Source organism: Synechococcus sp. R50.1, from assembly GCF_047462115.1.
In the GTDB taxonomy this organism is placed as follows: Bacteria; Cyanobacteriota; Cyanobacteriia; order Thermostichales; family Thermostichaceae; genus Thermostichus.
Genome location: NZ_JANSIN010000016.1, coordinates 1 through 23813, shown reverse-complemented (window position 1 = coordinate 23813; position 23813 = coordinate 1). Strand labels below are relative to the sequence as shown.

Sequence of the window (23813 nt, the reverse complement as noted above, 5' to 3'; positions counted from 1 at the left end):
GGATGGGTTGAATGGATGCATCGATCTCCGCTGGTAGCCCTCCATCCTCAATCCCCTGGCTTAACCACCCACTCCACCGGGGTTTTGCTGGGATCCGGCAATTTCAACGAGAACAGCCCCGCCGCCAAGATCAAAAGGGTGGAAAACCAAAGGCAGCCCTCCAACCCGTAGAACTGGAAGAGGATGCCAGAAGTTACCGTCCCCAACAGCCGCCCGCCGGAATTAGCCATGTAATAAAAGCCCACATTGAGGGCTACGTCGTCGTCTTCCGTGTAGGCCAGCACCAGGTAGGAATGCACCGCCGAATTGAAGGCAAAGACGATCCCGAACAGGATCAAGCCGCCGGTGATCACCAGCTCCGGTGCCAGCCCGGCCATGAAGGCTGTGGCAATGATCGCCGGCACCGCCGTCAGCACGAAGGTCCAAATCTGGATGGTGCGGGCCTTGGGAGCACGGCCAGGGCGACCCCCACCCAGCAGTTGCGGCGCTACAAACTGAATGAACCCATAGCCAATCACCCAGATGGCCATGTAACTGCCCACCTGCATAAAAGTCCAGCCCAGCTCGTCGTAGAGAAACACCGGCAGGGCCACCACAAACCACACATCCCGCGACCCAAACAGGAAAAAGCGAGCTGCCGAGAGGATGTTGATCTCTCTGCTCTTGGAAAACAGCCGCTTGAAGGGGATCTTGGCCTTGATTTTGCCCATGTCTGCAGGCAGCAGCGCCCCCGAACAGAAGATCAAAGCCAACGCCCCCGCCTGGACAAAGTTGGCCATGCGGAAGCCCATGGGATCCCCGTAGATTTCGGTGAAGATCTGCAGCAGGGCCGCTCCCACAAAGAACCCCACCCCCTTGAGGGCGTTTTTGGATCCGGTGAGCATAGCCACCCAACGAAACAGGCGGGATTCCGCTTCTTTGGGCACCACCAGGCGGATGGCGCTTTTGGAGCTCATCTTGGTGAGGTCTTTGGCGATCCCGGCCAGAGCTTGGGCCGTCATCACGTAGGCCACCTGGCCCCAGACCGGCCACTGCAGGTTGATCACCCCCAGCATCACCAGGCCAAAGATCTGAATGGCAATGCCGCCGTAGAGGGTCAGCCGCAGGCCAAAGAGGGATCCAATCCAGCCGCCCAGGAAGTTGGTGATCACCCCGAAGATCTCGTAGAAGAGGAACAGCATGGCAATCTGAATCGGGGTGAAGCCCAACTTGTGGAAGTGGAGCAGCACCAACATGCGGATGGCGCCGTCGGTGATGGTAAAACCCCAGTAGGCAGCGGTTACCAGGGCGTAGTTGCGCACAGCAGCAGCTTGGGCGCTTGAGGCAGCAGTCATGGGCAGGTCTCCAAAGGACTTACAGACTAAGGGCCACCTTGCGGGCCAATTCCGCCATGCGGTTGGCGTAGCCCCATTCGTTGTCGTACCAGGCCAGAACCTTTACCTGGGTGCCGTCCACCACCATCGTCGAGGGCGCATCCACAATGCTGGAACGGGGATCCCCTTTGAAATCCACCGAGACCAGGGGCAGCTCCTCGTAGCCGAGGATCCCCTTGAGTTCGCCCTCGGCTGCAGTTTTTAAGAGGTGATTGACTTCTTCCACGGTGGTGGGCCGCCTGACTTCGAACACCGCATCGGTCAGGGAAGCGTTCAAGAGAGGAACACGCACCGCAATGCCATTTAATTTGCCGTTGAGTTCGGGGTAAATCAGACCAATGGCCGTAGCCGAGCCGGTGGTGGTGGGCACCAGAGACAGCAGAGCGGAGCGGGCCCGCCGCAGGTCTTTGTGGGGGGCATCCACCATGGTTTGGGTATTGGTGACGTCATGGATGGTGGTGATCACCCCGTGAACAATGCCGATCCCCTCGTGGATGACCTTCACCAAGGGAGCCAGACAGTTGGTGGTGCAGGAAGCTGCCGTCAGCAAATGGTGCCGGGCCGGGTCGTACAGGTGATCGTTGACACCCATGACGATGTTGAGGGCTGTCTTGTCTTGGACGGGAGCAGCCACAATCACCTTGCGCACCCCCGCCTTAAAATAGGGATCCAGCTCTGCTGCCTTGACAAACTTGCCCGAGCATTCCAACACCAGCTCGATCCCCAACTCTGCCCAGGGCACTTCACCAGGAGACTTGTGTTCGCTAAAGGTGAGGGTTTTGTCCTGAATGCGCAGCCGGTTATCGGATCCCTCAATGTCGATAGCCCAGCGGCCCTGCACCGAGTCAAACTTCAACAGGTGGGCCGCCGTCGCAGCTCCCCCTTTGATCTCGTTGATGTGGGCGAATTCCAGCTCTTCCCAGCCCCAAGCAGCCCGCAACACCAGCCGTCCGATGCGGCCAAAACCGTTGATGCCCACCCGCACTGCCATAGCATTGACCCTAGACTTGTCCAGAAGGGACCCGCTCTCTCAGGGCAAATCCCGCCTCAACTTTATCAGAACGCCCTAGTCGTTTCAAGACAAGTTGATGGGTAGGGTCAGGAGAGACTGGCCGATGGGGGTCGGTTTGCAGTCCAAATCCACACCTCCAAGCAACAATTGCGCCCAGCCCGGCAACCGGTGGCCTAAGCTGGGAAAAGTTGTGCTTTTCTGGATGTGCCCCCGCCGCCTCAGCCTTCTGTGCAGGATGACTTTCCTCCCTTACCCCCCCCACCTCCCCGTTCTCCGGCTTTGAGGGTGGTGGAAACGGCTTTTTTGGCCAGTACCGCGGCCTTGATCTGGATCCTGAGCTACACGCCGCTGGCCCCCTTTATACGTCTGTTTTTCCCCATTCCGGTGGCGCTGGCGGTGATGCGCTGGGATCCCCGCACAGGGGCAATGGCCCTGGTGGTCTCCGGCCTGTTGCTGACGGTGCTGATAGGGCCCACGCGCAGCATTCTCTATGTCATTCCCTATGGTCTGCTGGGCTATTGGTGTGCCCGCCTGTGGCAGCAGCGTCTTTCCTGGTACGTCTCGGTGGTGAGCGGGGCTGTGCTCAGCGCCCTGGGCTTGATCTTTCAGTTGGTGCTTTCCTCCCTACTGGTGGGGGAAAACCTCTGGATCTACGTAACCATTCAACTTACCGGCCTAACCAACTGGCTCCTGGATGTGTCCCTCAGCCGATGGGGCGTCTACTGGGTGGCAGAACCCTGGATGGTTCAGGTGGTGGTGGTGGGATTTATTGCCTTCAATTCCCTCATCTACGTATTCACGGTGCATTTGGTGGCCGCCCTGGTGATGGAGCACTTTCGTTGCCCGCTGCCACCCCCGCCGAAGTGGGTACAGTTTTTGCTGGATTAGCAGCCCCTGTGAGTTGTACAAGAGCAGAGCAAGCTGCTCTACAAATGAGTTCTTGACAAATCTTGACAAATGAGTTCTTGGCAAAAGTCCCACCCTATTGCCATGCAACGCTACAGGAATGCAAGAACTGGAAGGTTCTCTGCTAGGATCGCGGTAGCGGGACGGAGTCCTTTCGCGGTAGCGGGACGGAGTCTCGTTGAGATCCTGGTGGCAACAAGATATCAAGATTTAAGACTGCGATTATGGCTTCCCGCAAGAATCAACTGGCTATTGACAATGACGAGCTGATGCGTCGGGTAGAGGCTCTGATCAACGCTTCCAAAAATCGCTATCGCATCACGGTACAGGTGGCCAACCGCGCCAAGCGCCGCCGCTACGAGGATCCGGATGATATAGAAGATGGCTGGATGAAGCCAATCCGCCGCGCTGTCATCGAAATGTCGGATGAACTGACTGAGCCGGAAATCATCGGCGATGAGTAGTCACTAGACTTGCGGCCTGCTGGCGCGACCGCCCTGTTGAAACTGCTAGCCGGCTGAGCGGCTAAGGGTAGAAGCTTTCGGCAGCCGCCTATTTTGTCAATTTGTCAAGTCGTTTGCAACGGGATCCCTTTCCCGCAGGCGAGCCTCGAGCCGCGATTCCATCAGGTGCAGCAAGCGGTGGGTCTCCTCTGGGCTGAGACCCTGGATGCGCATTTCCAAGGGGCTGTGGAACCAGAGGGTCTGCTGCGGGAAAGGAATCTGGATCCCTGCTTGGTCGAAGGCGTGCTTGAGGCGACGGCGGTATTCCCGCGCCACCCTCCACTGCTGCAGGGGCTGCACCTTGATCCAAATGCGCAACGTGATCCCCCGCTCCCCCAGATCATCGACACCGTGCATTTCGGGGGGCTCGAGAATTTGTTCCCGCCAAGCCGGCTCCCGGTACATCTGCAGAGCCACCTGCTCGGTGATGCGTATTGCCTGTTCCAGATCGTTTTCATAGGCGATCACAATCCCCAGATCCACCCGTGACCAGCCGTTGGAGAGGTTCTCCACCACCCGGATGGCACTGTTGGGGATAGAGATCAAGCTGCCTTCGGTGTTGCGCAACTGGGTTAGCCGCAGATCCATGTGTTCCACAAGGCCGCCCCGCCCGTCCACCACGATCACATCCCCTTCGGCAAATTGATCTTCAATTAAAATCAACAGCCCATTGATCACATCTTTAATCAGATCCTGAGCAGCCAAGGAAATCCCCAGCCCAATAAAGCCCAGGCTGGCCACCAAGGGGCCGATGTCTACCCCCACTGAGGCCAGTCCGGCCAGGGATCCAAGCAAAACCAGGGTCGTGGCTGCAGCTCCTTTAGAGACGCTGGCAAAGGTGCTGAGGCGTTTGCTGAGGCGATAGGTGGGGGCATTTTGCTCTTGGCGCAGGGCAGCAAAGAGGTTATCCAGTACCAGTCCACTCAGCCAGACACTGCCATAGGTGGCCAGACCCACCCCTACCAACCGCAACAGAGGGCCGCGCAGGGAAACCAGGAAAAACCTTTGCAGGGGTCGCGTTTGTGGGAAAAGGCCCAAGCTCACCCCGACTCCGCCCACCCACAGGCTAATTTGCACCAGGCGTAGCAGGCGAATTTGCAGCTCCAAGTAGGATTCCTGCCGTTTGCGTCCGGCCTGTTGTTCGACTAAGACGGGATCCACACCCGACTGCTCTTCCCCCGCTAGGCGCTCCTGAATCTCTGCTTGGATGGTCTGGTATTCCGTCTGCAGGGCATCGCGTTTTTGCTGCAGCCGTCGCCGTTTTCGCTGGCAGAGCTGGCTCAGGCTCCCTACCACAGCCAGGATGCCGAGGGCAATCACCGCTTGGCGGCGCAAAAATTGAGGCTGCCGCTCCCGTTGCGAGGTGCGCAGCGCTTCCTCGACAATGCCGGCTACTTGCTCAGCCCAGTCCATGGGTTGGGCGCCCTGGAATTGGGCATCGAGGGAGGTGATGGTCAGCAAATGTCGCCCATTCACCCGGATAACAGGCTGGTTGGTCTGGCCGTCTAGGGTGACTTCAACCTGCAGCGCCTCTGGATCGAATCCGGCGCTGGCCAACTGGTGCAGAGTTTGTTCAATGGAGCGTACCCGCTGCAACACCGGCGGCAGGCTGCCGGGATCCCCCTGCGGTGCGGTAACCACGAACAAACGCCGCCCATCCAGCGTCACGGCCTCCGCCTGGATAGAAGAGGTGGGGAGGCTAAGCGCTTGCCGCAGCTCTTCTAGGGCATCCAAACGGTTGAGCAAAGGCAGGTTGGGGGCGGTGCCGTTGTTTTCAGCAGTTTCCTGCCCCCATGCGGGCCCGCCTATGGGGGATAGGGCAAAAGATGCACCGAAAAGGAGAGGCCACAACAGGGATCCCGTTTTCCTCGGCTTCGGCCTGCCTACCGTTCCCGTCAGCGGTGCGGGGCACCATTCGCAGCTTCGCAGCATGAGCCGTTTGCGTCAGCGGTGCAGAACACTTTAACGCCTCACTCCAGAAAGAAGAAGGCAATCCCAAGGATGGCGTAGGTGGCCAAGAGCAGTAGCCCTTCCAGCCAGTTGGATCGCCCATCGCTGCTAACGGAATTGATCAGCAGCACCGAGACTGCAATGGCCACCAACTCCACCATGCCGAAGTTAAAGTTCATGGGCTGATGCAGCACATCCCCGGCCAGCACCAGCAGAGGTGCCACAAACAGGGCAATTTGCATCGTCGAGCCCAGCGCCACCGAGAAGGAGAGATCCATCTTGTCTTTCATGGCCACCGTGATCGCCGTCGCATGCTCTGCCGCGTTGCCGATGATCGGCAACAAAATCACCCCCATAAACAGCGGCGTCATGTGAAAGTGTTCCAGCGTATCCTCTAGAGTGCTCACCAACAGTTCCGACTCCAGCGCCACCAGCACCGTCAACCCCAAGAGGATCAGCACCCAAAACCCCAAACCGGCTCCCTCGGGCGGAGCCGTCAACACCTGGGGAATGGATCCCTCCGCCTGCAAAACCGGATTGGGGGCCAGGCGATTGGCCGCCTCATCTTCTGCGGCTTCTGCTTCGTGAAGGGCGTAGAGGTAGCTGTGGGTTTTGAGGGAAAACAGCAAAGTAAGACCGTAAACTCCGATCAGCACCAGGGCTACCGCCGTGGATAGCTCTTGGATGGAGATCTCCCCCAAGTTGGCATCGGCATAGGTGACCACGCTGGGCAAGATCAAGGCCACCACCGCCAGGTTCATCACCGAGGCATTCATGCGGGCCACCTCGGGTCGAAAGCTCTGCTCTCGAAACTTGATCCCGCCCAAAAACATGGCCAAGCCGGCCACCAAGAGCAGGTTGCTGATGATCGCGCCGGTGATGGAGGCTTTCACCACATCCACCAACCCCGCCCGCAGTGCCACCAAGCCGATGATCAACTCCGCTGCATTGCCAAAGGTGGCGTTGATCAGCCCCCCGACTGTCGGCCCTGTCAAGGCCGCGATCTCTTCCGTGGCCTGACCCATAAACTTCGCCAAGGCCACCACCGCCAAAGCCGCACAGAGGAAGACCAGGTTGGGATCCCAGCTCCGGAAGTGCCCCACCCAAGATAGGGGAACCCCCAACAGCAGCAGGAACATTATGCTGTTCAGACCTCTCTGCCAACCTGCCGCAGAGCGATCCGGGGAAATCAAAGGATTTGCATTAGCCAGGGTCATGGTTCACAAGGGGAGAAAAGGTAGCGACGATGGAGGCTGTTTGGGTTTCGGGGAGCCAGATCCCCCATGGCCAGGAGTGACCATCTCCAAGAGTCTAACGGCTGCGAGGGGAGGTTGGATAGGTGCTGCTGGCTAGAGGGAGATAACCCGGTTGCGCTGCAACTGCCGGGCGATCTCGGCTCCCAATTGATCGGACAGATGCTGGGGATCGGCGATTTTCAAAAAACTGCTGCCCTCTACCTCAAAGGGAAAGGATCCCTCGATGCCGTCGCGGGGGAGTTGTACCAGCAGCAATTGTTCGGGGCGCTTCGATTGCAGGGCATAGCCCAACTCCAGACAGACCTGGGAGCTGGGTAGGGGACGCCCCCGACCATTCACCTGCACAGGGGTTACATCGGCCACCACCAGCAGCGCGTGCTTGAGCTTGCGAATCAAGGCCGCATCGATGAGCAGGGTCTCAGCCTCAGCGGGAAGGGATCCCTGCAGCTGCAGGGGCACGACCGGTCTGTGGTCGCGATTGAGAGCCTCCACCACGGCTTGCAATGCCCGGTACAGAGTGGCGCTGGAGTTGGGGTAATCCGATTGGCCGCAGAAGTAGATGACGGGCTCGGTCATGTTCAGAGTGGCCCGCTTATTAAAGTAGATCTCACGGCTGATCAAATCGAGGTTGGAGATGCTGTAGGCGCCGCTGCCCTCGATGTAAAACTCCACCAGCTCTCCTTCCAGGTAGCGCTGCCACCATACGGAAGCCTTCACCTGCTCCACATCGTCGAGAAAGTCGGCCCGCATCGCCGTCTTCAAGAGGCCGGTACGGCTCAGGCGCAGGTCGGGGGCCCTCTGTTGGACTTGGGAAGCAGACAACACCGAATCCAAATACCAGGCTTTCAGGACGATGATCGCCATGGGATCCCTCTGCGCTTAGCCTCAAAGGTACCTGATCTTTGGCAAGATCGTTAGTCTTGGTGTCGAAGTCAGCCCAACTCCAAGTGCAGGGCCAGATCCAGCAGTCGGTGGGCCAGGGTTGACTTGGTCGCCAATGGGATCCGCTCTGGACTTCCCTGCTGGGGGATCCAATAGCCTTGGTTGTGGCTGCTGCCGAAGCCGCTGTCCGGCTGGTCGATGGGGTTGGCCACAATGGCATCCAAGCCCTTTTGGCGGAGCTTTTCTCTGGCCGGCGGCAAGGGATCCCCACTTTGGGCGGCAAAGCCGATGAGGCGTTGGCCAGGACGTTTGTGGCGGGCCAGAGCTGCCAGCAGGTCAGGGATCGGCTCCAACGGCAACATCTGGGGTAGATCGGCTTTGGGCAGCTTCCCCGCGTAAACCTGAGAGGGGCGCACATCCCCCACAGCAGCAGCCATCCACAAGAGATCCGCCTGGGGAAATTCCGCCTGCAAAGCCGCCTCCAGTTGGGCTGCCGTCTCCACCGGAATGGCCCGAATGGCGAAGGGCGCTGGATCAAAGGGGATCCCCAACGGCCCATGGACCAGCGTCACTGTCGCCCCCCGGCAGGCTGCCGCCACCGCCAGCGCCACTCCCATCCGACCACTGGCCGGGTTGCCGATAAAACGCACCGCGTCGATGGGCTCCCGTGTACCCCCCGCCGTCACTAACACCCGCTTGCCCTGCCAATCTTTTTTCCCCCCTGTCCAGAGCAAAGCCCGCACATACTCCTGCAGGGCCTCCGGCTCCAACATGCGCCCTTCCCCCACCGCATCACAGGCCAGGCGGCCACTGGCCGTCGGCAAGGCCCAAAAACGGGGATCCTGGTGTAGCCGCTGCCAATTCTCGGCCACCTTCTCCGCCTTCCACATCTGCGTATTCATAGCCGGTGCCACCGCCACCGGACACCGGGAAGCCAAAACCACATTGGTGAGCAAGTTATCCGCCAGCCCATGAGCCAACTTGCCCAAGGTGTTGGCCGACAAGGGTGCAATGAGGAGAGCCTCCGCCCATTCCCCCAACTCGATGTGCAGCGGTCGTCCTCGTGTTGCTTGCCAAAAGGCGGCATCCGTAAAAGCCGGCTGGCGGGACAAGGTGGCAAAAGTCAAAGGAGAAATAAAATGTTCCGCAGCTTTTGTCAAAACCACCTTGAGCTCTGCTCCCTGCTGCGCCAGAGCAGACACCAAAGCTGCCGTTTTGTAAGCAGCAATCCCCCCGCTCACCCCAATGAGGAGACGCCGCCCCGACCAAAAGGGATCCATATTGAGTGACACGCAAACAGCCTTGTTTCCAGTTTCCCTGCTTTTGCTCAATTCCGGCGGCAAAGCGGGGATCCCTCGTCCAAAGATACTTTTGACCCTGTCGAGAATAGGGCCTGAGGATCTGTCATTACCCAATTTCAGCCAAAGTCTCCCCCACAGGTTCTGGCCTTTAGAGGGAATTCCCCACTGCTGTTTTGCGCAACCAGCCCTCAGATCCCATTGCGGTCGCTGACTTATTCCCTGTAACAAGAAGGAATTGGATCAAACTCTGTTGCAATCCCTGTTTGTTTCTGGCTACACTAACAGTTGTCCCTAAAACCATCTCGATATGGCTACAACCAGTAAACCAAAACCACTCACTGGCCAAGAGCTCCTCGACAAGGTAACTTCAATGGGAAATGCGGATCGCAAGGAAAAAGCTCGCGCCTGTGGTTATGTCACCTACACCAAGAATGGTCAGGAGCGAGTGAATCTGATGCAGTTTAACAACGCCCTGTTGAAGGCCGTTGGCGTGGATCTCGGCGCTAGTGACGAAAATGGATCCCGTGGCCGCGCTCCTACCTTCCGGGTTTCGGTTCATAAGAATGGCAATCTCCTGATCGGAGCTGCCTACACCAAGAAGATGGGCCTCAAGCCCGGAGATGAGTTCGAGATCAAGCTGGGCCACCACAACATCAAGCTGGAGCGGGTCAACTGATTTGCTATCTCCCTGGATGCTTTTCCCTGCTGGTGAGTTCATCTCAGCTTGGGTAAAGCCTTTGGTATTCCTTTCGGCCTCTAGGGGCTTGGGAGCAGCGACTTCTTCCTTTCGCTCCGGTGCTCATTGTCTTTCTACTTTTCAGAACAAGGGATCCTCATGATCCGCTGGGGATCCCTGGCAGTTTGTACCTCATCAATGGCTGAAGTGTGGGCAAGCTCGCTATTCTGACAACAGTTGAATTGAGTCTGCAACAATGAACACTCCGACCGTGCCAAATGTCTTTCGCCATTGGCGGCGGTGGCGAACTTGGGCGGGGCTGTTGTTGTTGGCAGCAGCGTTCTTTGTCATCGAGTCTCATCGGCAAGTTTGGCCTCAGTCGAATGCTTCTCAAAGTCAGGCATTTTTGGAGTGGGTGTCTTCCCAGCCTACTCCCGAACAGCAGGATGTTTTTGTGGATGGAGTCATTCGGCTGCAATTCAATCGGCCACTGGATCCCAATCTACAACGTCTGGCGGTTCAGTTGGATCCGCCGGCAGCGGTTATTTTTGATGTGCAGGGAGACGAGTTGTTGCTTAAGCCTCGGGATCCCTTGCGCTTTAGCACCCGTTACACCCTCACGCTTTCTCCCCAAGAGGGGCTGCCCCTCGAGCAGGCCATTCAGCTGAGTTTTCGCACCGAACCGCAATTTACCTACGAACGGGATGTCAAACTGCTGCTAGAAGCCAGTTGTGTGGGTTGCCATCAGCCGGCAGGACGGCAGCGCACCCAGTTGCTGGACAGTTATGAGGCCACGATGGCCTATGTCAGGCCCGGGGATCCCAATAGCGAGTTGATCAATCCCCGGTGGACGAGCCGCCACGCCTACATCCTCAACGCCAATAACCCCAACCGCCCCCAAGCTCGCGGCGGATCCCCTGAGATTGCTTACATTCAGGCCCGTGGGCTGCCCCTATCCCGTCTGGGTTTTTGGACACCTGAAGAAGTGGAGATCGTTCGCACCTGGATTGTGCAGGATGGCGCCCCTCGCACCAGCGCCCGCTTACAGATGGGCAACTGACAAGGCATCTGGAACTCAAGCCCCAACGCCATGACCCCTCCTCAACCCTTGGCCACCGTGATCCAGGGATCCCTGAGTCGGGGACTGGAGGCTCGCCTCAATCCCGGCGTCTCGGTAGAAGACTTGCGGGTGGGCAAATTCGTGGTGATCCAGGGGCAGCGCAACCGCTTCTTCGGCCTGCTCACCGACGTTACCCTAGAAACCAGCAACCCCCAGATCCTGGTCAACCCCCCCCGTCCTGAAGAGACCCTGCTGCGGGAAGTGCTGGCCGGTACCGGCACCTACGGCATCATTGCCCTCACCCCGATGTTGATGTTGGTGCCGCGGGAGATGGAGGGGGAGTATCCTCCGATCCATCCTGACTTGGCAGAGACTCAAACGGCTTCCACCACCCCCAGCCGAGAACTCCGTCCCGCTTACGCGATGGAGCTGCTGCCCGTGAAAACGGTGCCCGCCCATTTTTCACAGGTGTATGAGGCACGGGAACTGGACTTTCGCACCGTCTTCGGCTGGGAAGACGACCCGGAGCGGCGCAACTTTGCCATCGGCCAGCCCCTCGACATGGCTGTGCCCATCTGTTTGGACTTGGATCGCTGGGTGGAGCGCAGCAACGGCATTTTCGGCAAATCGGGCACCGGAAAGTCCTTTCTGGCCCGCCTGATCCTGGCCGGTATCATCCGCAAACGGGCGGCGGTGAACCTGATCTTTGACATGCACTCCGAGTACGGCTGGGAGGCAGCCAGCGAAGACAAGCACGCCACTACTGTGAAAGGCTTGCGGCAGCTCTTTCCCGGTCAGGTGCAAATCTACACCCTGGATCCCGATTCCACCCGGCGGCGAGGGGTGCGGGATGCGCAGGAGCTGTTTATTGCCTACAACCAAATCGAAGTGGAGGATCTGGCCCTGTTGGCAGATGAGCTGAACCTATCGGAAGCCAGCTTGGAAAATGCCATCATCCTGCGCAACGAGTTTGGCCGCGACTGGATCAGCCGCCTCTTGAGCCTTTCCAACACCGAGATTCAAGAGTTTTGCGAACAGAAAATGGGCAACAAAGCCTCGATGATGGCCCTGCAGCGCAAGCTCACCCGCCTTGACAACCTCAAGTACATCCGCAGCACCCTGCCCCACAACTACATCGGCCAGATTTTGGATGCCCTCAGCCGCGGCATTCACGTGGTTATCGAGTTTGGATCCCAGTCCAACCTGCTCTCCTACATGTTGGCGGCCAACGTCATCACCCGCCGCATTCACCAGGCCTACGTGCACCAGACGGAGCGGTACTTGCAATCCAAAAATCCCCTCGACAAGCCCCGTCAACTATGCATCACCATTGAGGAGGCCCATCGCTTTTTGAATCCGCGGGCAGCCAAGCAGACCATTTTCGGCACCATTGCCCGCGAGATGCGCAAGTACTTTGTCACGCTGCTGGTGGTGGATCAACGCCCTTCCAGCATCGATAGCGAAGTGATGTCGCAGTTGGGCACTCGCATTACGGCACTCCTCAACGACGACCAAGATATCGAGGCGGTGTTCACAGGGGTGGCGGGCAGCCAGAACTTGAAAACGGTGCTGGCCAAGTTGGACTCCAAACAGCAAGCCCTAATTCTGGGCCATGCCGTGCCCATGCCGGTGGTGGTGCAAACCCGCCCCTACGACCAGCGGTTCTACGCCGAAATTGCCGATCCTGACTGGTCTCAGGCTGAGGATGCGGAGGTGCTCCTGGCCGCCCAACAGGCTAAGTCCGAGCTGGGGCTGTGAGCACAAGCTGCCCGCACCGCTCGGAACATGCCAAAGCGACACAGCCCTGTGCCGAAGGCCAGGCGCATGAGCAAGAAAGTGGGCACCTCCCGTAGCGACTTAATCAGGCCCACCAAGCCAAACTTCAGCAACCCTTCGGGACGGACAATGCCCTGCCAGATGGAATCCAGCCAAGAGGGAAGGGTCTCCTGAGTCCAGTCGGCGGTTTCTACCCGTCCCGCCACCAGGCCAGTAGCCTCCAACTGCTCGGCAAAGCCTTCGATGCTGGAGAAGGAAGGGTGTGACCATTGATCCAACAGTTGCCGCATCACCAGCCGCTCCCAAAAGTTCAGGGGCTTTTGCCGGTCGTCCCGCTGGTTCCAGTCGGCCACCACCAGGATCCCCCCTGGCTTCAGCACCCGCAGCATCTCTTGGGCATAGCGGGCCTTGTCCGGCATGTGAGGCCCTGCCTCAATGGACCACACCACATCGAAGCTGGCATCGGGGAAGGGCAGGTCGAGGGCATCTGCCACCTGAAACTGGACAGGCAGATCAGGGGGGGTGAGCTCCTGGGCCCGCTTCACCTGCTGAGGACTGATGGTGATACCGGTTACAACAAAGCCGTAGTCGCGGGCCAAGATGCGGCAGCTCCCACCAATGCCGCAGCCCACATCCAACACGGTTGTCCCTGCAGGCAGTCGATCCAACCCCCCCCAGCGCACCATCTCGTGGACAAAGTCGTGCTTGGCCTGCAGAAAATTTTTTCGTTGGGGAGGAGAGCCGTAGTGTCCTAGGTGAATGTGTTCGCCCCAGTAAAACTCTAGGATCCCATCCCGAGTCCACTCGTCGTAAGACTTGGCCACAGAGGCGGGAGACTCGTATTTGCGAGCAGTCAACAGATAGGCTGCCAAGCCCACGGCCAGCAGCACAGCTATGCCCAAAGCCCAAAAGATTGGATTCATCGGATCAACCATGAAGTTTCTATGAAGTCCCTCTGCGTGGTGGCAATCATTGTCGGTTGGATAGCGCAGCCCCAGGCGGAGTGCTTTCCGGTATGGGGCCAGCCAAGCAAAGGCGCAATCCCATCTTGACCCATCTGCTGGCTCAAGGAAGAAGTCTGGGATCCCGGCAAAGGGCAGCTGGGCGAGATTTTCCAGCACCCATTGGGATTGCTGCGATCGCCTGCTGGGCCGGGGCGGCAACCTCAGTAGCAGCGGCTGCTCCCTACCAAAGGTTGGCGGCGTAGCGAGCAGCTCCCCTCAGCCCCACCTGCGCATTCACCACCACCTGCACCGACAGTTGCTCCAGAAGAGGACGCATCCGCCCCTTATCCAAAAACGAGGACAAAAACTCCCCTTGATGCAGTAGGCGCAAGAGCTTGGGCGCGATCCCCCCAGCGATGAACAGGCCCCCGCGCGGCAATAGGTGTAGGGCAAAGTTCCCGACTGCAGCCCCGTACAGGCTGATGAAAAGCCGCAGACACTCCACCGCCAGAGGATCCCGTGCTTCCATGGCAGCATTGGCAATTTGGGCTGCCGGGTCAATATGCTTAGCTCCCTTTTCCCAAGCCTCAATTTGGGCCAGCAGCTGTTCTTCTCCTGAGCCCCACTGGCTATCCCGCAAAAATTGATAAATGGCAACGATCCCCTGCCCCGAGACCACCCGCTCGGTGGAGACACGTCCGTGCCGTTTTTGCAAATACCTCAAGAGCTCCCACTCCAGAGGGGTGCGCGGGGAAAAGTCCACGTGTCCTCCCTCGCTGGCATGAACCTGGTAACCCCCTTCTCCCCAGGTAAGGTAAGCCTGCCCCAAACCCGTGCCTGCTCCCATCACGCCAATCGGAGCCCGCGGTTGACGCTCACCCACTTGCAAGGTGTCCAGATCCTGGTCGCCGAGGGCAAGCACGCCATACCCCACAGCGCTGAAGTCGTTGATCAAGGCTACGCGCGGGATCCCCAGCTCTGCGGCCAATTGGCTCGACTGCAGATCCCAGGGCAAGTTGGTCACTTTGGCAGTCTGTCCCTCAGACCCTGAGCCCCTTGTTTCCATGACGGGGCCGGCCACTGCAAAACAGGCGGCAGCAGGCTGTGGATCTCGCCCCAGCTCCCGCCGAGCCTGGGCCAGAAACTCTCCCACCATTGAGGCGAGGTTGGCGTAATCTTGGCTGGCATAGCGGCAGTGGTAAAGGCTGTGCTCGGGATCCTCGGCATTGACAAGGCTGAGGCTGGTTTTGGTGCCCCCGATATCTCCTGCCAAAAGCAAGTCCATACGGTTTCCTCCGGCCAGCACCTCCTTCCCACCCTGGCATTTCTGGAGAGGGAATGCCAATTTCAGCCCCCAAGGGATCCCAGGGCTTCCTCCCTTCTGCAAACGAACATCCGCTGCCGAGAAGAAAGAAGGGCGAAAAAGTGCTATGTTAACTGATGTAAAGGTTTTTAATATTGCATTTTGTCTTCTACACCTTTTTTACCCCCTCTCCAAGATGAGCCTTGGCTGTCCTCTGAGCGTTTGGCCGGGCTGGATCCTTTCCCAGTTCAAAGGCGTTTCCGATCCCACCATGTTATTGGGGGAATGGCAGCTCTGCTGGTGTGCCTGCCGGTTTTTGTGCAAGCGCCCCTGGTGCGGTATGCCCCTTGGGTCAGCTTGGTGATGTCTTTGGGCTGGCTGGGCCTTAGCTTGCATCTCTACTCCCAGCCCCGTACCCGCCTGTGGGGAGATTTGCTGTACGGCTTTACCCTGACTTGGCTGGCAGGATCCCTGTATTGGGGATGGCTGCGCTTTGAGCCTCTTTGGCACATGCCCATGGAAGCCTTGGGGATCCCGATTGTCTGGTGGGGGACACGGCGACGGTTTGCCCGCATCGGTACCTGGTTTTATCTCGGCTCCCTGTGGGGTACGGCGGTTACAGATCTCTACATTCACTCGGTGGGGCTGCTGCCTGAGTGGCGGCAGGCGATGCAGTTTGACCGGTTGGAGCAGGCGGTTGTCCCTTTTAGGGCGGCCCTCGACAAAATGGCTACCCCCTGGGGCCTGGGTTGGGGCATCGGCTTGGGCCTTCTGTTGCTGGGTGTTGGATTGTGGAGAGTCCAGGGATCCCGCCGCTTGCACCATTGGGCATTTGCGGGAGCAGTGCTGAATACCCTGTTGGTGGATGGGCTATTTGGCTGGGGGGCAGCTCTGCTGCGGTGAGCTGGGACATCCCCATAACTCTGCTTCAGGTGGGAGTAGAAGTATTGGTAGGGCTGGGAGCTCCATCGGACTCCGTCCTGCCAACGTCGGCGGCAGCAGGTGCAGTTGCCGGCAGTGTAGGTTCTGGCCCGGCAGGAGGCAACTCCGGTGCCGGTGCGGGCTGAGGCAGAAAGTCGATGACCTCCCAAGTCTTGGAATCCGGTGAGCTGTAGGCCAGCAGCCACCGTTCGGGCGCGGTTTCAACGCGGTCGGGCTCCTGATCCCGCGAGCGCTGGGTAGCAGCAGTTCGTGGCTTTTGGTGAGCCAGGGTGATCTGGAAGGGATCCCCTTTGCGGCGATAGGGGCGGCGGGATCCCGGCGGATGCACGATTAGGGTGTAGGTACCGCTGAGGTGATGGCCTTCCAGGGTTTCTCCTGAGACTAACAGCAAAGGTTCACGGCGATCTTGGCGGATTTTCACATCCTGCAATTCCAGATGTGCCGACAACCGGTCGCTGCCCACTAAGGATCCCACCGGCCCGGACACATGAGCGATCTGATAGGCAAGGGCCTGCTGCACAATCGGTTTTGGCGGCCTGGGGCCACAGCCGACCAGCAGCCCCACCAGCACAATAGCCACAAGGCTGAGTGCGCCGCGCACAACCGATCCCTGGCCCCTCCACCCCGACTTCGGCATCGCTTCTCCTGGGGCCATCAGATGGTGACTAGGGTGGGGTGTTGCTTCAAGTATTCCGTATTCACACCGGACTCGCGGGTGAGAGCCACAAGGCCGGTACGGGCGATCTCGCGGATGCCAAAGCTGGTCAACATCTTGATGATGGCCACCATTTTGCCGGGATCCCCGGTTACCTCGAGAGTCAAAGACTCCTCTGCCACATCCACAATCCGGGCACGAAACATTTGGGCCACATCCATGATGGCGGAGCGGGTATCGGGGCTGGCGTTAACTTTGACCAGCATCAGCTCCCGTTCCACACAGGGAACATGGGTGATGTCGGTTACTTTCAGCACGTCAATGAGCTTGTAGAGCTGCTTCGTCATCTGCTCCACATCGTGTTCATCGCCCTGCACCACCATGGTGATACGAGAGATCCCCGGTCGTTCGGTGGGGCCAACGGTAAGGCTGTCGATGTTGAAGCCGCGACGGGCAAACATCCCCGCAATGCGGGTTAAAACGCCAGGCTGATCCTGCACGAGGGCGCTGAGGGTGTGTTTCACGGCAACCAGAGGATAGAGAAAAAGCTGAGAAGAGGTTGGGGAAGCACCTGGGAATAACAATACCCTGAGGAAATTTTACGCCAACTTTGCCGGAATGTTTTTCGCATTGCTCCGGTCGGAGCACAGCTGCAGAGCCGGCGCCCTAGAGAAAGACAGCGCAGCCGTTAACTCTCCAAAGACCCGCGCGTAACCCCCAATTGGCTGTGTAGCTTCAGCTCCTGCCACAGTTGGGATCCGCTGAGTTGACCTTGTAGGAGTTGCTGATAGCGGTGCAGGGTTTGTTGGATCTCGGCGGGGGATTCATGCAAAAATTCGATGCGCAGATAGCGCAGGCCCAAGGCCAATAATTTCGGCACATATTCTGCCCCCGTTTGGGCCTTGCCGTTGTAGAGGGTATTCCGACAGCCGGCATCGGCCTTCAAAATGTGCTCGACATTGGCTCTGTCCCTCAGCTTCACCTCGTGTTTTTCACATGGGCGACCACAATTGGTGTAATCCGTTCCGCTGGATAAAAAGGCGCAAAAGACGCAGTGCTCCATGTGGAACAGGGGCATGTGTTGATGAAGGGTAACCTCGTACCCACCGGCGGGGCCGGCTTGCAGCAGGGATCCCAGTTGCTCATGGTTGAGGTCATAGGAAGCCGTCAAGCGCTCTAGGTTGTAGCGGGTTTTGAGATAGTAGGCTGTGATGGGATTGGCCACATTTAACGAAAAATCCCCAATGCAGCGCTGCCCGGCAAAGAAACGGAGATGATCGTAATTTCTCACCAAGTAGCCATCGGCTCCGCCGACCAACACTTGCTTTAGGATCCAGGTTTCTCCCGGCTTGGTGATGCGGGGCGGAGCGACCCACAGTTCCACCTCGGGATGGGCGGCTTTGGTTGTGCGGATCACCTCCCGATAGCGGCGGGGATCCTCAAACTCCAGATAGATCTGCCTAATACCGCTGGCTATCGCCGCCGGCAGTTGCGCCGGATCCCGCACCAACACCACCAACTGCGGGGATCCCCTTTCGGGCTCCTCCTGAGAAGGCACCAGATCTTGCCAGCGAGCTTCGGGATTGAGTTGCCAGCGCGGGGGCTGAGCTCGCAGAGCTTGTAGGCGTTCCACCGCTTGTCGGCGCATCTGGTTGAGCAGGCTCACCGGCAGCATTACCTCCCCCTGCAAGGCATTGTGCAGGGATCCCAACTTGAAGGGAGTGGAGCCCAAACGGCCCAGTTGCTGTCGCAGTTTTTCGGTGGTGAGGGGTTGGCGGTGGGCAGCTTCCAGGGGCAGCGGCGAATTCACCTGCACCGTATGGCCTTGCTCATCCCGCAGGATCAGCGTCAGCGGGGATCCCACTTGGCCGTGAACCTCCATGTGGACAGGCCGCTGAAAGCGGGGGTGATCCCCGGCGTAGCTTTGGCGCAGGCGCTTTTCCAGTTCCGGGTCGCTGGTCTTCCAGAGGCGATCCCCCACCCGCAGACGTTTGAGATCAATGACCCCCTCTCCGAAGCTGAGCCAGGCCAGCCCCTGCTTCTCTTGCACCCGGTAAACTCGCCCCCCCTGCTCCGGCAACTCCGGCTGCCCCTGGTCAAACACCACGCCGTCCCCAGCTTTGAGGGGTGCCTCCAGCCGGATCCCCACCTGATCCTGTTGGATCCCCACCACCTGCCCCAGGTAAACCCCCCGTTTCTTGCCAAACCGCGCGTGCACCAGCTCCTGGTTGTTGATGCCCCGCAGCCAGCCCGTATAAAGCCCGCGAGAAAAGCTCATCTCCAGCTCGTAGCGTTCCTGCTGCGAAGGCTGCCACGGCTGCCCCGCTCCCAGCGCATCCAACGCCTGCCGATACACCCGCGTTACATTGGCTACATATTCTGGGGATTTCAGTCGGCCCTCAATTTTCAGACAGCGGATTCCCAGCTTCACCAGCTCCGGCAGCACCTCCAGCCCGGCCAAATCTTGAGGGCTGAGCAGATACCGCTTTTCGCCTAAGTCGCGGCGGATCCCATCTACCACCAGCTCATAGGGCATGCGGCAGGCTTGAGCACATTCGCCTCGGTTGGCCGAACGCCCCCCCAGCGCCTCGCTGGTCAGACATTGCCCCGAGTAGGCCACACACAACGCCCCATGCACGAAGACCTCCAGAGATAGAGGGGATCCCTTCTCTTCCAGATAGGCCCGGATCTGGGCGATTTCCCGCAGGGAACATTCCCGCGCCAGCACCACCACCTCACAGCCCAGCTCGGCGGCAAACTCCGCTCCCACTCCGCTGGTAATGGTCATTTGCGTAGAAGCGTGGATGGGAAAGTCGGGAGAAAGATGCCGGATCAGGCGGGCTATGCCGATATCCTGCACAATCACCGCATCCACCCCCGCCGCGATCATCGAGCGGAGGTATCCCTCGGCTTCCGTCAGCTCCCTTGGAAAAACCAGGGTATTTAAAGTAACATAGCCCCGTACCCCCCGCCGGTGCAGCCAGGCCATCAGTTCCGGCAAATCCGCTTCCGTAAAATTGCGGGCACGCATCCGGGCGTTGAAGCGCTCCAGCCCAAAATAGATGGCATCGGCCCCGTTTTCCACCGCCGCCTTGGCACACTCCCAATCCCCTGCCGGAGCCAGCAGTAGGGGCAGCTCAGCGGCACAACGACTCGTCTCTACGGGGCTCATCCCAGAAGCACTCATCGAGAAGCACTTTACTGTAGATGAATGAAGATGAAGAGGAAGAAGCCAAGGGATCCTTAACCCATTCAAACGCAAAAGACCTGAAAGACGGAACCGCTCCAACGCGGAAGCGTCGCGCAGCGCGAGCAGTAAACCCAGGACTCCGTACGTGCCTATTCTGCCGGCTGTTGGCAACTCCTTGATGCTGGAAAACCGTCAGTCTCTGAGGGCTTGCACCACTGGGGAGCCAGCTCTCGGCTAGCGCTTGCAGAGCCGATATACAGGCAAAGTGAAATGAAAGCTGCTGCCTTTGCCCAAGGAAGACTCCACCCAAATCTGGCCGTAGTGGGCACGCACAATCCGTCGGCAGAGGGAAAGGCCGATGCCATAGCCCTCCTGCTGCTGATCCCGGGACAGGCGGACGGAATCGGAGAAGATGCTCTCTTGGTCGGCTTCCGGGATCCCAGGGCCGGTATCGCTGACGGTCACCTGCACCTTTTGGCTGGTGCGATGGAGGACATCGAGGCGGATGGATCCCCCGGCGGGGGTGTACTTGATGGCGTTGTCCAGCAGGTTGAACAGAACTTGGCGGATCTTGTCGGGATCCACATGGACGGAGGGCAGATCCACGGGAATATCCGCTTGAAACTGCAGCCGCTTGCCTTGAATGCGCGGCCATAGCTCCTCGATCACCGCCTGACACAAGCCGGGCAACTGGGTTTCTACGGCTCGAATCCTCAGCTCCGAGGCAGCGCCACGGGCCGACTCCAGGATATCGGTGATCATGCTGTCCATCTTGCGCAGTTGCTGGCGCGCGTGGTCGAACAACTGCCGTTCCAGCGCTTTGTCCAGGGATCCCTCGCGCCCCTGTTGCAGGGTTTCGACCGCCAAAGCCGTGGCCGTCAGGGGGCTGCGCAAATCATGCACCAGCATGGCCAGAACGCGATCTTTGAAGTCCAACTGCTCCCGCAATTGGGCCCGCTCCTGCCGCAGCAAAAACACCTCTTCCGACATTTGCAACAGCGCCTCGGTGGTCGGAGGGGAGGTGGGATCCTGTCCTGCCCCTTCTTGATGGGAAGCCAAGGCCGCCTGGCCTTGCCAACGGGGCCACCACACTTCCAACTGCGTCGCCAAGTCTCCGCCCGCCAAAACCTGAGCAGGCAAGGGCTCAGCCTTGACCAGAGCCGGAGTCGCCACCAGCTTGTAATGCTCTGCTAGGTAGGGGTGCTCCTCCAGTGGCACCACTTCCAGTTGGGCAGGGTATTGACCGGGCAACCCCTGGATGTGCTGGCGCAGATGTTCCTCAAGTTCGGCAACGACAGCTCGACTCTTGGCAAACAACAGCAGGCGAATGACAGAACGAGCGGAGGTGAGATCTGGCGAAGTCTGCATAGGCCAAAATCCAAAAGCCAAGGGTTGGCGTTTCAGCAGCCGGGATTGCCGTACGCTCGAACCGTGGGAGCCATTGCTGCTTGTTCCTTCCTAACACCTAATCTTGGGAAAAGCTCAAGAAGCGACATGGAGTGTAACAAGGAAGACCTTTCAGGGTGTGGCTTTCCCGCCCTAGGAACAACTGCAAGAGGGTATAGCCAGGACACTCTCGCGGAACTCAGTGAAAACTCAGTGAAACAGGTAGGCCAGCCCCACCAGCAGGGCCACCAACCCCACCGCTGTCAGGGTGAAGTGAAGCAGGGAAGTCTTGCCTTTGCGCACCATGTTGCGCATGGCCAGGCGGGTGTAACTCAGCTGGGGGGGGGATCCCGCCCCAACCGAAGGAGAATCTGCAGAAGAAGGCTGCGCCATCAGGATAACCAGAGCGATAATTTACCCTACCTTCAGGCTAGCTTAATCTGCTCCTCCGGATAGAGGTGTTTCCCAAGCTTCGACCTTCCCGCTGAAGAAGGGCCATAGCTGTCGCGCGGGGATCTTCCGGTGCCAAAATAACGACAGCATCCCCCTCTTTTGCCCCCCATGTTGCAAGTTCAGCATCTTTCCTACCATCCGGCAGGCGTTTCCCAGCCCATTCTCAACGATCTTTCCTTTGAGTTGGGCCTGAACCAGTTGGGGCTGATCGTGGGCAAAAGTGGGGCGGGCAAGAGCACCCTGCTGGAGATTTTGGCTGGCTTGGCGCGGCCCACCCAAGGACGGATTACCTGGGGAGGGGCAGAACTTTCCCCCAACCGCTTGCGCAGCATGGCGGGGTTGGTGTTTCAGTTTCCAGAGCGCCACTTTTGCGGCTTGACGGTGCTGGAGGAAATGCGCTTTGGTTATCCAGAGCTACAGAGAAAAGAGATCGAAAACGCCCTCAGACAGGTGGGATTGGAAGGGATCCCTCTACATACCTCCCCAAACCGCCTCAGCGGCGGGCAACAGCGGCGCTTGGCCCTGGCCGTCCAGTTGATCCGTGGCCCGTTTTTGCTGTTGCTGGATGAGCCGACGGCAGGATTGGATTGGTCGGTGCGACGGCAGTTGATCGAGCTGTTGGCTCGGCTAAAGTCCACCTGGACGGTGCTGGTGGTTTCTCACGACCCGGAGGAGCTGTCCTCCATTGCCGATGTGCGGTGGACGTTGCAGGCGGGATCCCTGAGGCCGGTGGCGGCGGAGGCTTTGCTTCAGAGGTAGCGGCGGGGATCGACCGGTTGGCCGTTGACGCGCACTTCAAAGTGAACATGGGGCCCGGTGGAGAGGCCGGTGGAGCCGGAAGCAGCAACAACTTGCCCCCGCTGTACCTGCTGGCCTACCCCAACGGCAACGCGGCTGTTGTGGGCGTACAGGGTGGTGATGCCGCCGCCGTGATTCACAATCACCGTATAGCCGTAGCCGCCGTACCAACCGGCGTAGATGACGGTGCCCCGGTCTGAAGCTCTGACTGCGGTGCCGGTGGGCACACCAAAATCGATCCCCGCATGAAAGCGGCGACTGCGGTAGAGGGGGTGAACCCGCCAGCCAAAGCCGCTGGTGATCGGCCCGCGCACCGGAGCAATGAATCGGCCTGTCCCTTGAACGGGATCCCTGCCCCCTTGCTGTTGGGCCTGCTGGGCGATCAGTTGCTGGATCAGACTGGTGAGCTGTCGAGAATCGGCTTCCAACCGCCGTTGGGCTGCTTCATAGGCCGCGCGTTCGTTGGCCAAGCGGCCCACCAGTTGCTCTTGGGCGGCAGCCTGCTGCTGCAGTTGATTCTTCTGGGCGGCCAGCTCCTGCAAAATCAAGGAAATCTCGTTGCGCTGCATCTCCAGGGCAATGCGCTGTTGATCCACCTCTTTGGCCATTGCTTGCAGCTCTTGGATCAACTGCCGATCCGCCTCGATCAACAGTTGCAGTTGGTGGCGGCGGTCGAAAAACTCGTTCAAGTCACGGCTGGTGAGCAGCAAAGCCCACCAATGTTCGGCCCCCTGTCGCTGCATGTAGCGCAAACGGGCAGCCGTGCCCTGTTGCTGCCGTCTCAGGCGGTCTTCCAGCTCCTGTAGCTCCTTTTGAGCTTGCTCCAGGGCTTTCTGGGCTTGTTCCAGACGATACTGATTGTCGCGAAGGCTGGATTCGGTCTGTCGAAGGTTTTGCTGCAGGGATCCCATGCGGCGGCGGGCTTCTTCTTCTGCTTGGCGCAGTTCTCCCAAGCGGCGCTGAGTGCTCTGGATTTGTTGCTGGATCTGCTGCTGCCGCTGTTGCAATTGGTTGACATTCTGCGCCTGAGACGGGGCAACCCCCCCCAGTCCCCCCAACAGCAAGAGGGTGAGCAATCCAAGCATCACCCACACTTTCAGTCTGCGTGCCCCACGACTCAGACTCGTCACTCCTCACACCCTCTGCAACCGACCCATCGACCCTAAGGATACAAAGATCCCCACGGATCTGAATCGGGCCTGAGCTGGCTATTTAGGGCTACTCCGAACAGCAACAGAAGAGCCAGACAGTAGCGACTCCACCTCCGGATCCCACAGGCCTGACGGCATGCAACTCAAGCGGCAGCAACCTCAACGGACTAGAAAAACTAGGTTGTGTTGATCTTTCATTTGAGCCAAAAGAGAGCACTGACGAGATAGAGAAAACTCAAGAAGTTCCTGGCCAATTTGTCAAAACGAGAACATAGATGCCGGTACTGCTTTAACTT

General features: G+C 59.0%; 21 protein-coding genes and 1 pseudogene. 7 read left to right on the top strand and 15 right to left on the bottom strand.

What is annotated here, in order from left to right:
* Window positions 1-47 precede the first annotated feature (47 nt).
* Window positions 48-1334, bottom strand: coding sequence for an organoarsenical effux MFS transporter ArsJ (arsJ, locus tag NW870_RS06060; protein WP_414374456.1), 1287 nt, complete (start codon window positions 1332-1334; stop codon window positions 48-50).
* Window positions 1335-1353: 19 nt separating this feature from the next.
* Window positions 1354-2364 (bottom strand): ArsJ-associated glyceraldehyde-3-phosphate dehydrogenase, encoded by a 1011-nt coding sequence (locus NW870_RS06055; RefSeq protein ID WP_414374455.1) that lies wholly within the window; start codon window positions 2362-2364, stop codon window positions 1354-1356.
* Between the two features lie 225 nt (window positions 2365-2589).
* Here NW870_RS06055 and NW870_RS06050 point away from each other — a divergent pair, with 225 nt between their 5' ends.
* Window positions 2590-3273, top strand: a complete 684-nt coding sequence (locus NW870_RS06050; RefSeq protein ID WP_011433876.1) for a DUF2232 domain-containing protein — start codon at window positions 2590-2592, stop codon at window positions 3271-3273.
* 242 nt (window positions 3274-3515) lie between these two features.
* Complete coding sequence (locus NW870_RS06045) at window positions 3516-3755, top strand: DNA-directed RNA polymerase subunit omega (protein WP_011433877.1); 240 nt, start codon at window positions 3516-3518, stop codon at window positions 3753-3755.
* A 96-nt stretch (window positions 3756-3851) separates the two neighbouring features.
* Here the strand turns inward: NW870_RS06045 and NW870_RS06040 are convergent, their stop codons facing one another.
* The 4 genes from NW870_RS06040 to coaBC form a co-directional block, all read right to left on the bottom strand.
* On the bottom strand, window positions 3852-5726 hold the full coding sequence (locus NW870_RS06040) for a mechanosensitive ion channel family protein (protein ID WP_414374454.1): 1875 nt from the start codon (window positions 5724-5726) through the stop codon (window positions 3852-3854).
* Between the two features lie 38 nt (window positions 5727-5764).
* Window positions 5765-6883, bottom strand: a complete 1119-nt coding sequence (cax, locus tag NW870_RS06035) for a calcium/proton exchanger (protein WP_414374452.1) — start codon at window positions 6881-6883, stop codon at window positions 5765-5767.
* Between the two features lie 210 nt (window positions 6884-7093).
* On the bottom strand, window positions 7094-7864 hold the full coding sequence (locus NW870_RS06030; RefSeq protein ID WP_414374451.1) for a hypothetical protein: 771 nt from the start codon (window positions 7862-7864) through the stop codon (window positions 7094-7096).
* A 68-nt stretch (window positions 7865-7932) separates the two neighbouring features.
* A complete protein-coding gene (gene coaBC / locus NW870_RS06025; RefSeq protein WP_414374474.1) occupies window positions 7933-9162 on the bottom strand; it encodes a bifunctional phosphopantothenoylcysteine decarboxylase/phosphopantothenate--cysteine ligase CoaBC in 1230 nt (409 codons plus the stop codon).
* A 328-nt stretch (window positions 9163-9490) separates the two neighbouring features.
* Here coaBC and NW870_RS06020 point away from each other — a divergent pair, with 328 nt between their 5' ends.
* From NW870_RS06020 to NW870_RS06010, 3 genes are all read left to right on the top strand, one after another.
* A complete protein-coding gene (locus NW870_RS06020) occupies window positions 9491-9859 on the top strand; it encodes an AbrB family transcriptional regulator (protein WP_011432615.1) in 369 nt (122 codons plus the stop codon).
* Between the two features lie 256 nt (window positions 9860-10115).
* Complete coding sequence (locus tag NW870_RS06015; RefSeq protein WP_414374449.1) at window positions 10116-10919, top strand: Ig-like domain-containing protein; 804 nt, start codon at window positions 10116-10118, stop codon at window positions 10917-10919.
* Window positions 10920-10949: 30 nt separating this feature from the next.
* Window positions 10950-12677, top strand: coding sequence for a helicase HerA domain-containing protein (locus NW870_RS06010; protein WP_414374447.1), 1728 nt, complete (start codon window positions 10950-10952; stop codon window positions 12675-12677).
* Here the strand turns inward: NW870_RS06010 and NW870_RS06005 are convergent.
* Together NW870_RS06005 and NW870_RS06000 are read right to left on the bottom strand one after the other, a co-directional pair.
* Window positions 12614-13618, bottom strand: a complete 1005-nt coding sequence (locus tag NW870_RS06005; protein ID WP_414355484.1) for a methyltransferase domain-containing protein — start codon at window positions 13616-13618, stop codon at window positions 12614-12616. The two genes, NW870_RS06010 and NW870_RS06005, sit on opposite strands and share 64 nt — an antisense overlap.
* 262 nt (window positions 13619-13880) lie before the next feature.
* Window positions 13881-14924 carry a glucokinase gene (locus tag NW870_RS06000; RefSeq protein ID WP_414374446.1) on the bottom strand — a complete coding sequence of 348 codons (1044 nt, stop codon included), beginning with the start codon at window positions 14922-14924 and terminating at the stop codon, window positions 13881-13883.
* A 180-nt stretch (window positions 14925-15104) separates the two neighbouring features.
* On the opposite strand from NW870_RS06000, the gene NW870_RS05995 reads away from it, so the two are divergent.
* Window positions 15105-15845, top strand: coding sequence for a DUF3120 domain-containing protein (locus NW870_RS05995; RefSeq protein ID WP_414374444.1), 741 nt, complete (start codon window positions 15105-15107; stop codon window positions 15843-15845).
* Between the two features lie 25 nt (window positions 15846-15870).
* On the opposite strand, the gene NW870_RS05990 is transcribed toward NW870_RS05995, so the two are convergent.
* The 5 genes from NW870_RS05990 to NW870_RS05970 form a co-directional block, all read right to left on the bottom strand.
* A complete protein-coding gene (locus tag NW870_RS05990; protein ID WP_414374442.1) occupies window positions 15871-16485 on the bottom strand; it encodes a hypothetical protein in 615 nt (204 codons plus the stop codon).
* Window positions 16486-16538: 53 nt separating this feature from the next.
* Window positions 16539-17063: an acetolactate synthase small subunit gene (gene ilvN / locus NW870_RS05985; protein ID WP_414374441.1), complete on the bottom strand. Its 525-nt coding sequence runs from the start codon at window positions 17061-17063 to the stop codon at window positions 16539-16541.
* Between the two features lie 164 nt (window positions 17064-17227).
* Window positions 17228-19726, bottom strand: a complete 2499-nt coding sequence (locus NW870_RS05980; protein ID WP_414374440.1) for a peptidase U32 family protein — start codon at window positions 19724-19726, stop codon at window positions 17228-17230.
* 237 nt (window positions 19727-19963) lie between these two features.
* The gene (locus NW870_RS05975) at window positions 19964-21097 is read right to left on the bottom strand and encodes a histidine kinase (RefSeq protein ID WP_414355488.1); all 1134 of its coding nucleotides are present in this window, start codon (window positions 21095-21097) and stop codon (window positions 19964-19966) included.
* A gap of 228 nt (window positions 21098-21325) precedes the next feature.
* Window positions 21326-21508, bottom strand: coding sequence for a DUF3285 domain-containing protein (locus NW870_RS05970; RefSeq protein WP_414352125.1), 183 nt, complete (start codon window positions 21506-21508; stop codon window positions 21326-21328).
* Between the two features lie 168 nt (window positions 21509-21676).
* Here NW870_RS05970 and NW870_RS05965 point away from each other — a divergent pair, with 168 nt between their 5' ends.
* Window positions 21677-22327, top strand: coding sequence for an ABC transporter ATP-binding protein (locus NW870_RS05965; protein WP_414374439.1), 651 nt, complete (start codon window positions 21677-21679; stop codon window positions 22325-22327).
* On the opposite strand, the gene NW870_RS05960 is transcribed toward NW870_RS05965, so the two are convergent.
* Window positions 22318-23451 (bottom strand): murein hydrolase activator EnvC family protein, encoded by a 1134-nt coding sequence (locus NW870_RS05960; protein WP_414374438.1) that lies wholly within the window; start codon window positions 23449-23451, stop codon window positions 22318-22320. The two genes, NW870_RS05965 and NW870_RS05960, sit on opposite strands and share 10 nt — an antisense overlap.
* Before the next feature lie 260 nt (window positions 23452-23711).
* Window positions 23712-23813 (bottom strand): annotated as a pseudogene (locus NW870_RS05955) (IS5/IS1182 family transposase); the annotation flags it as partial.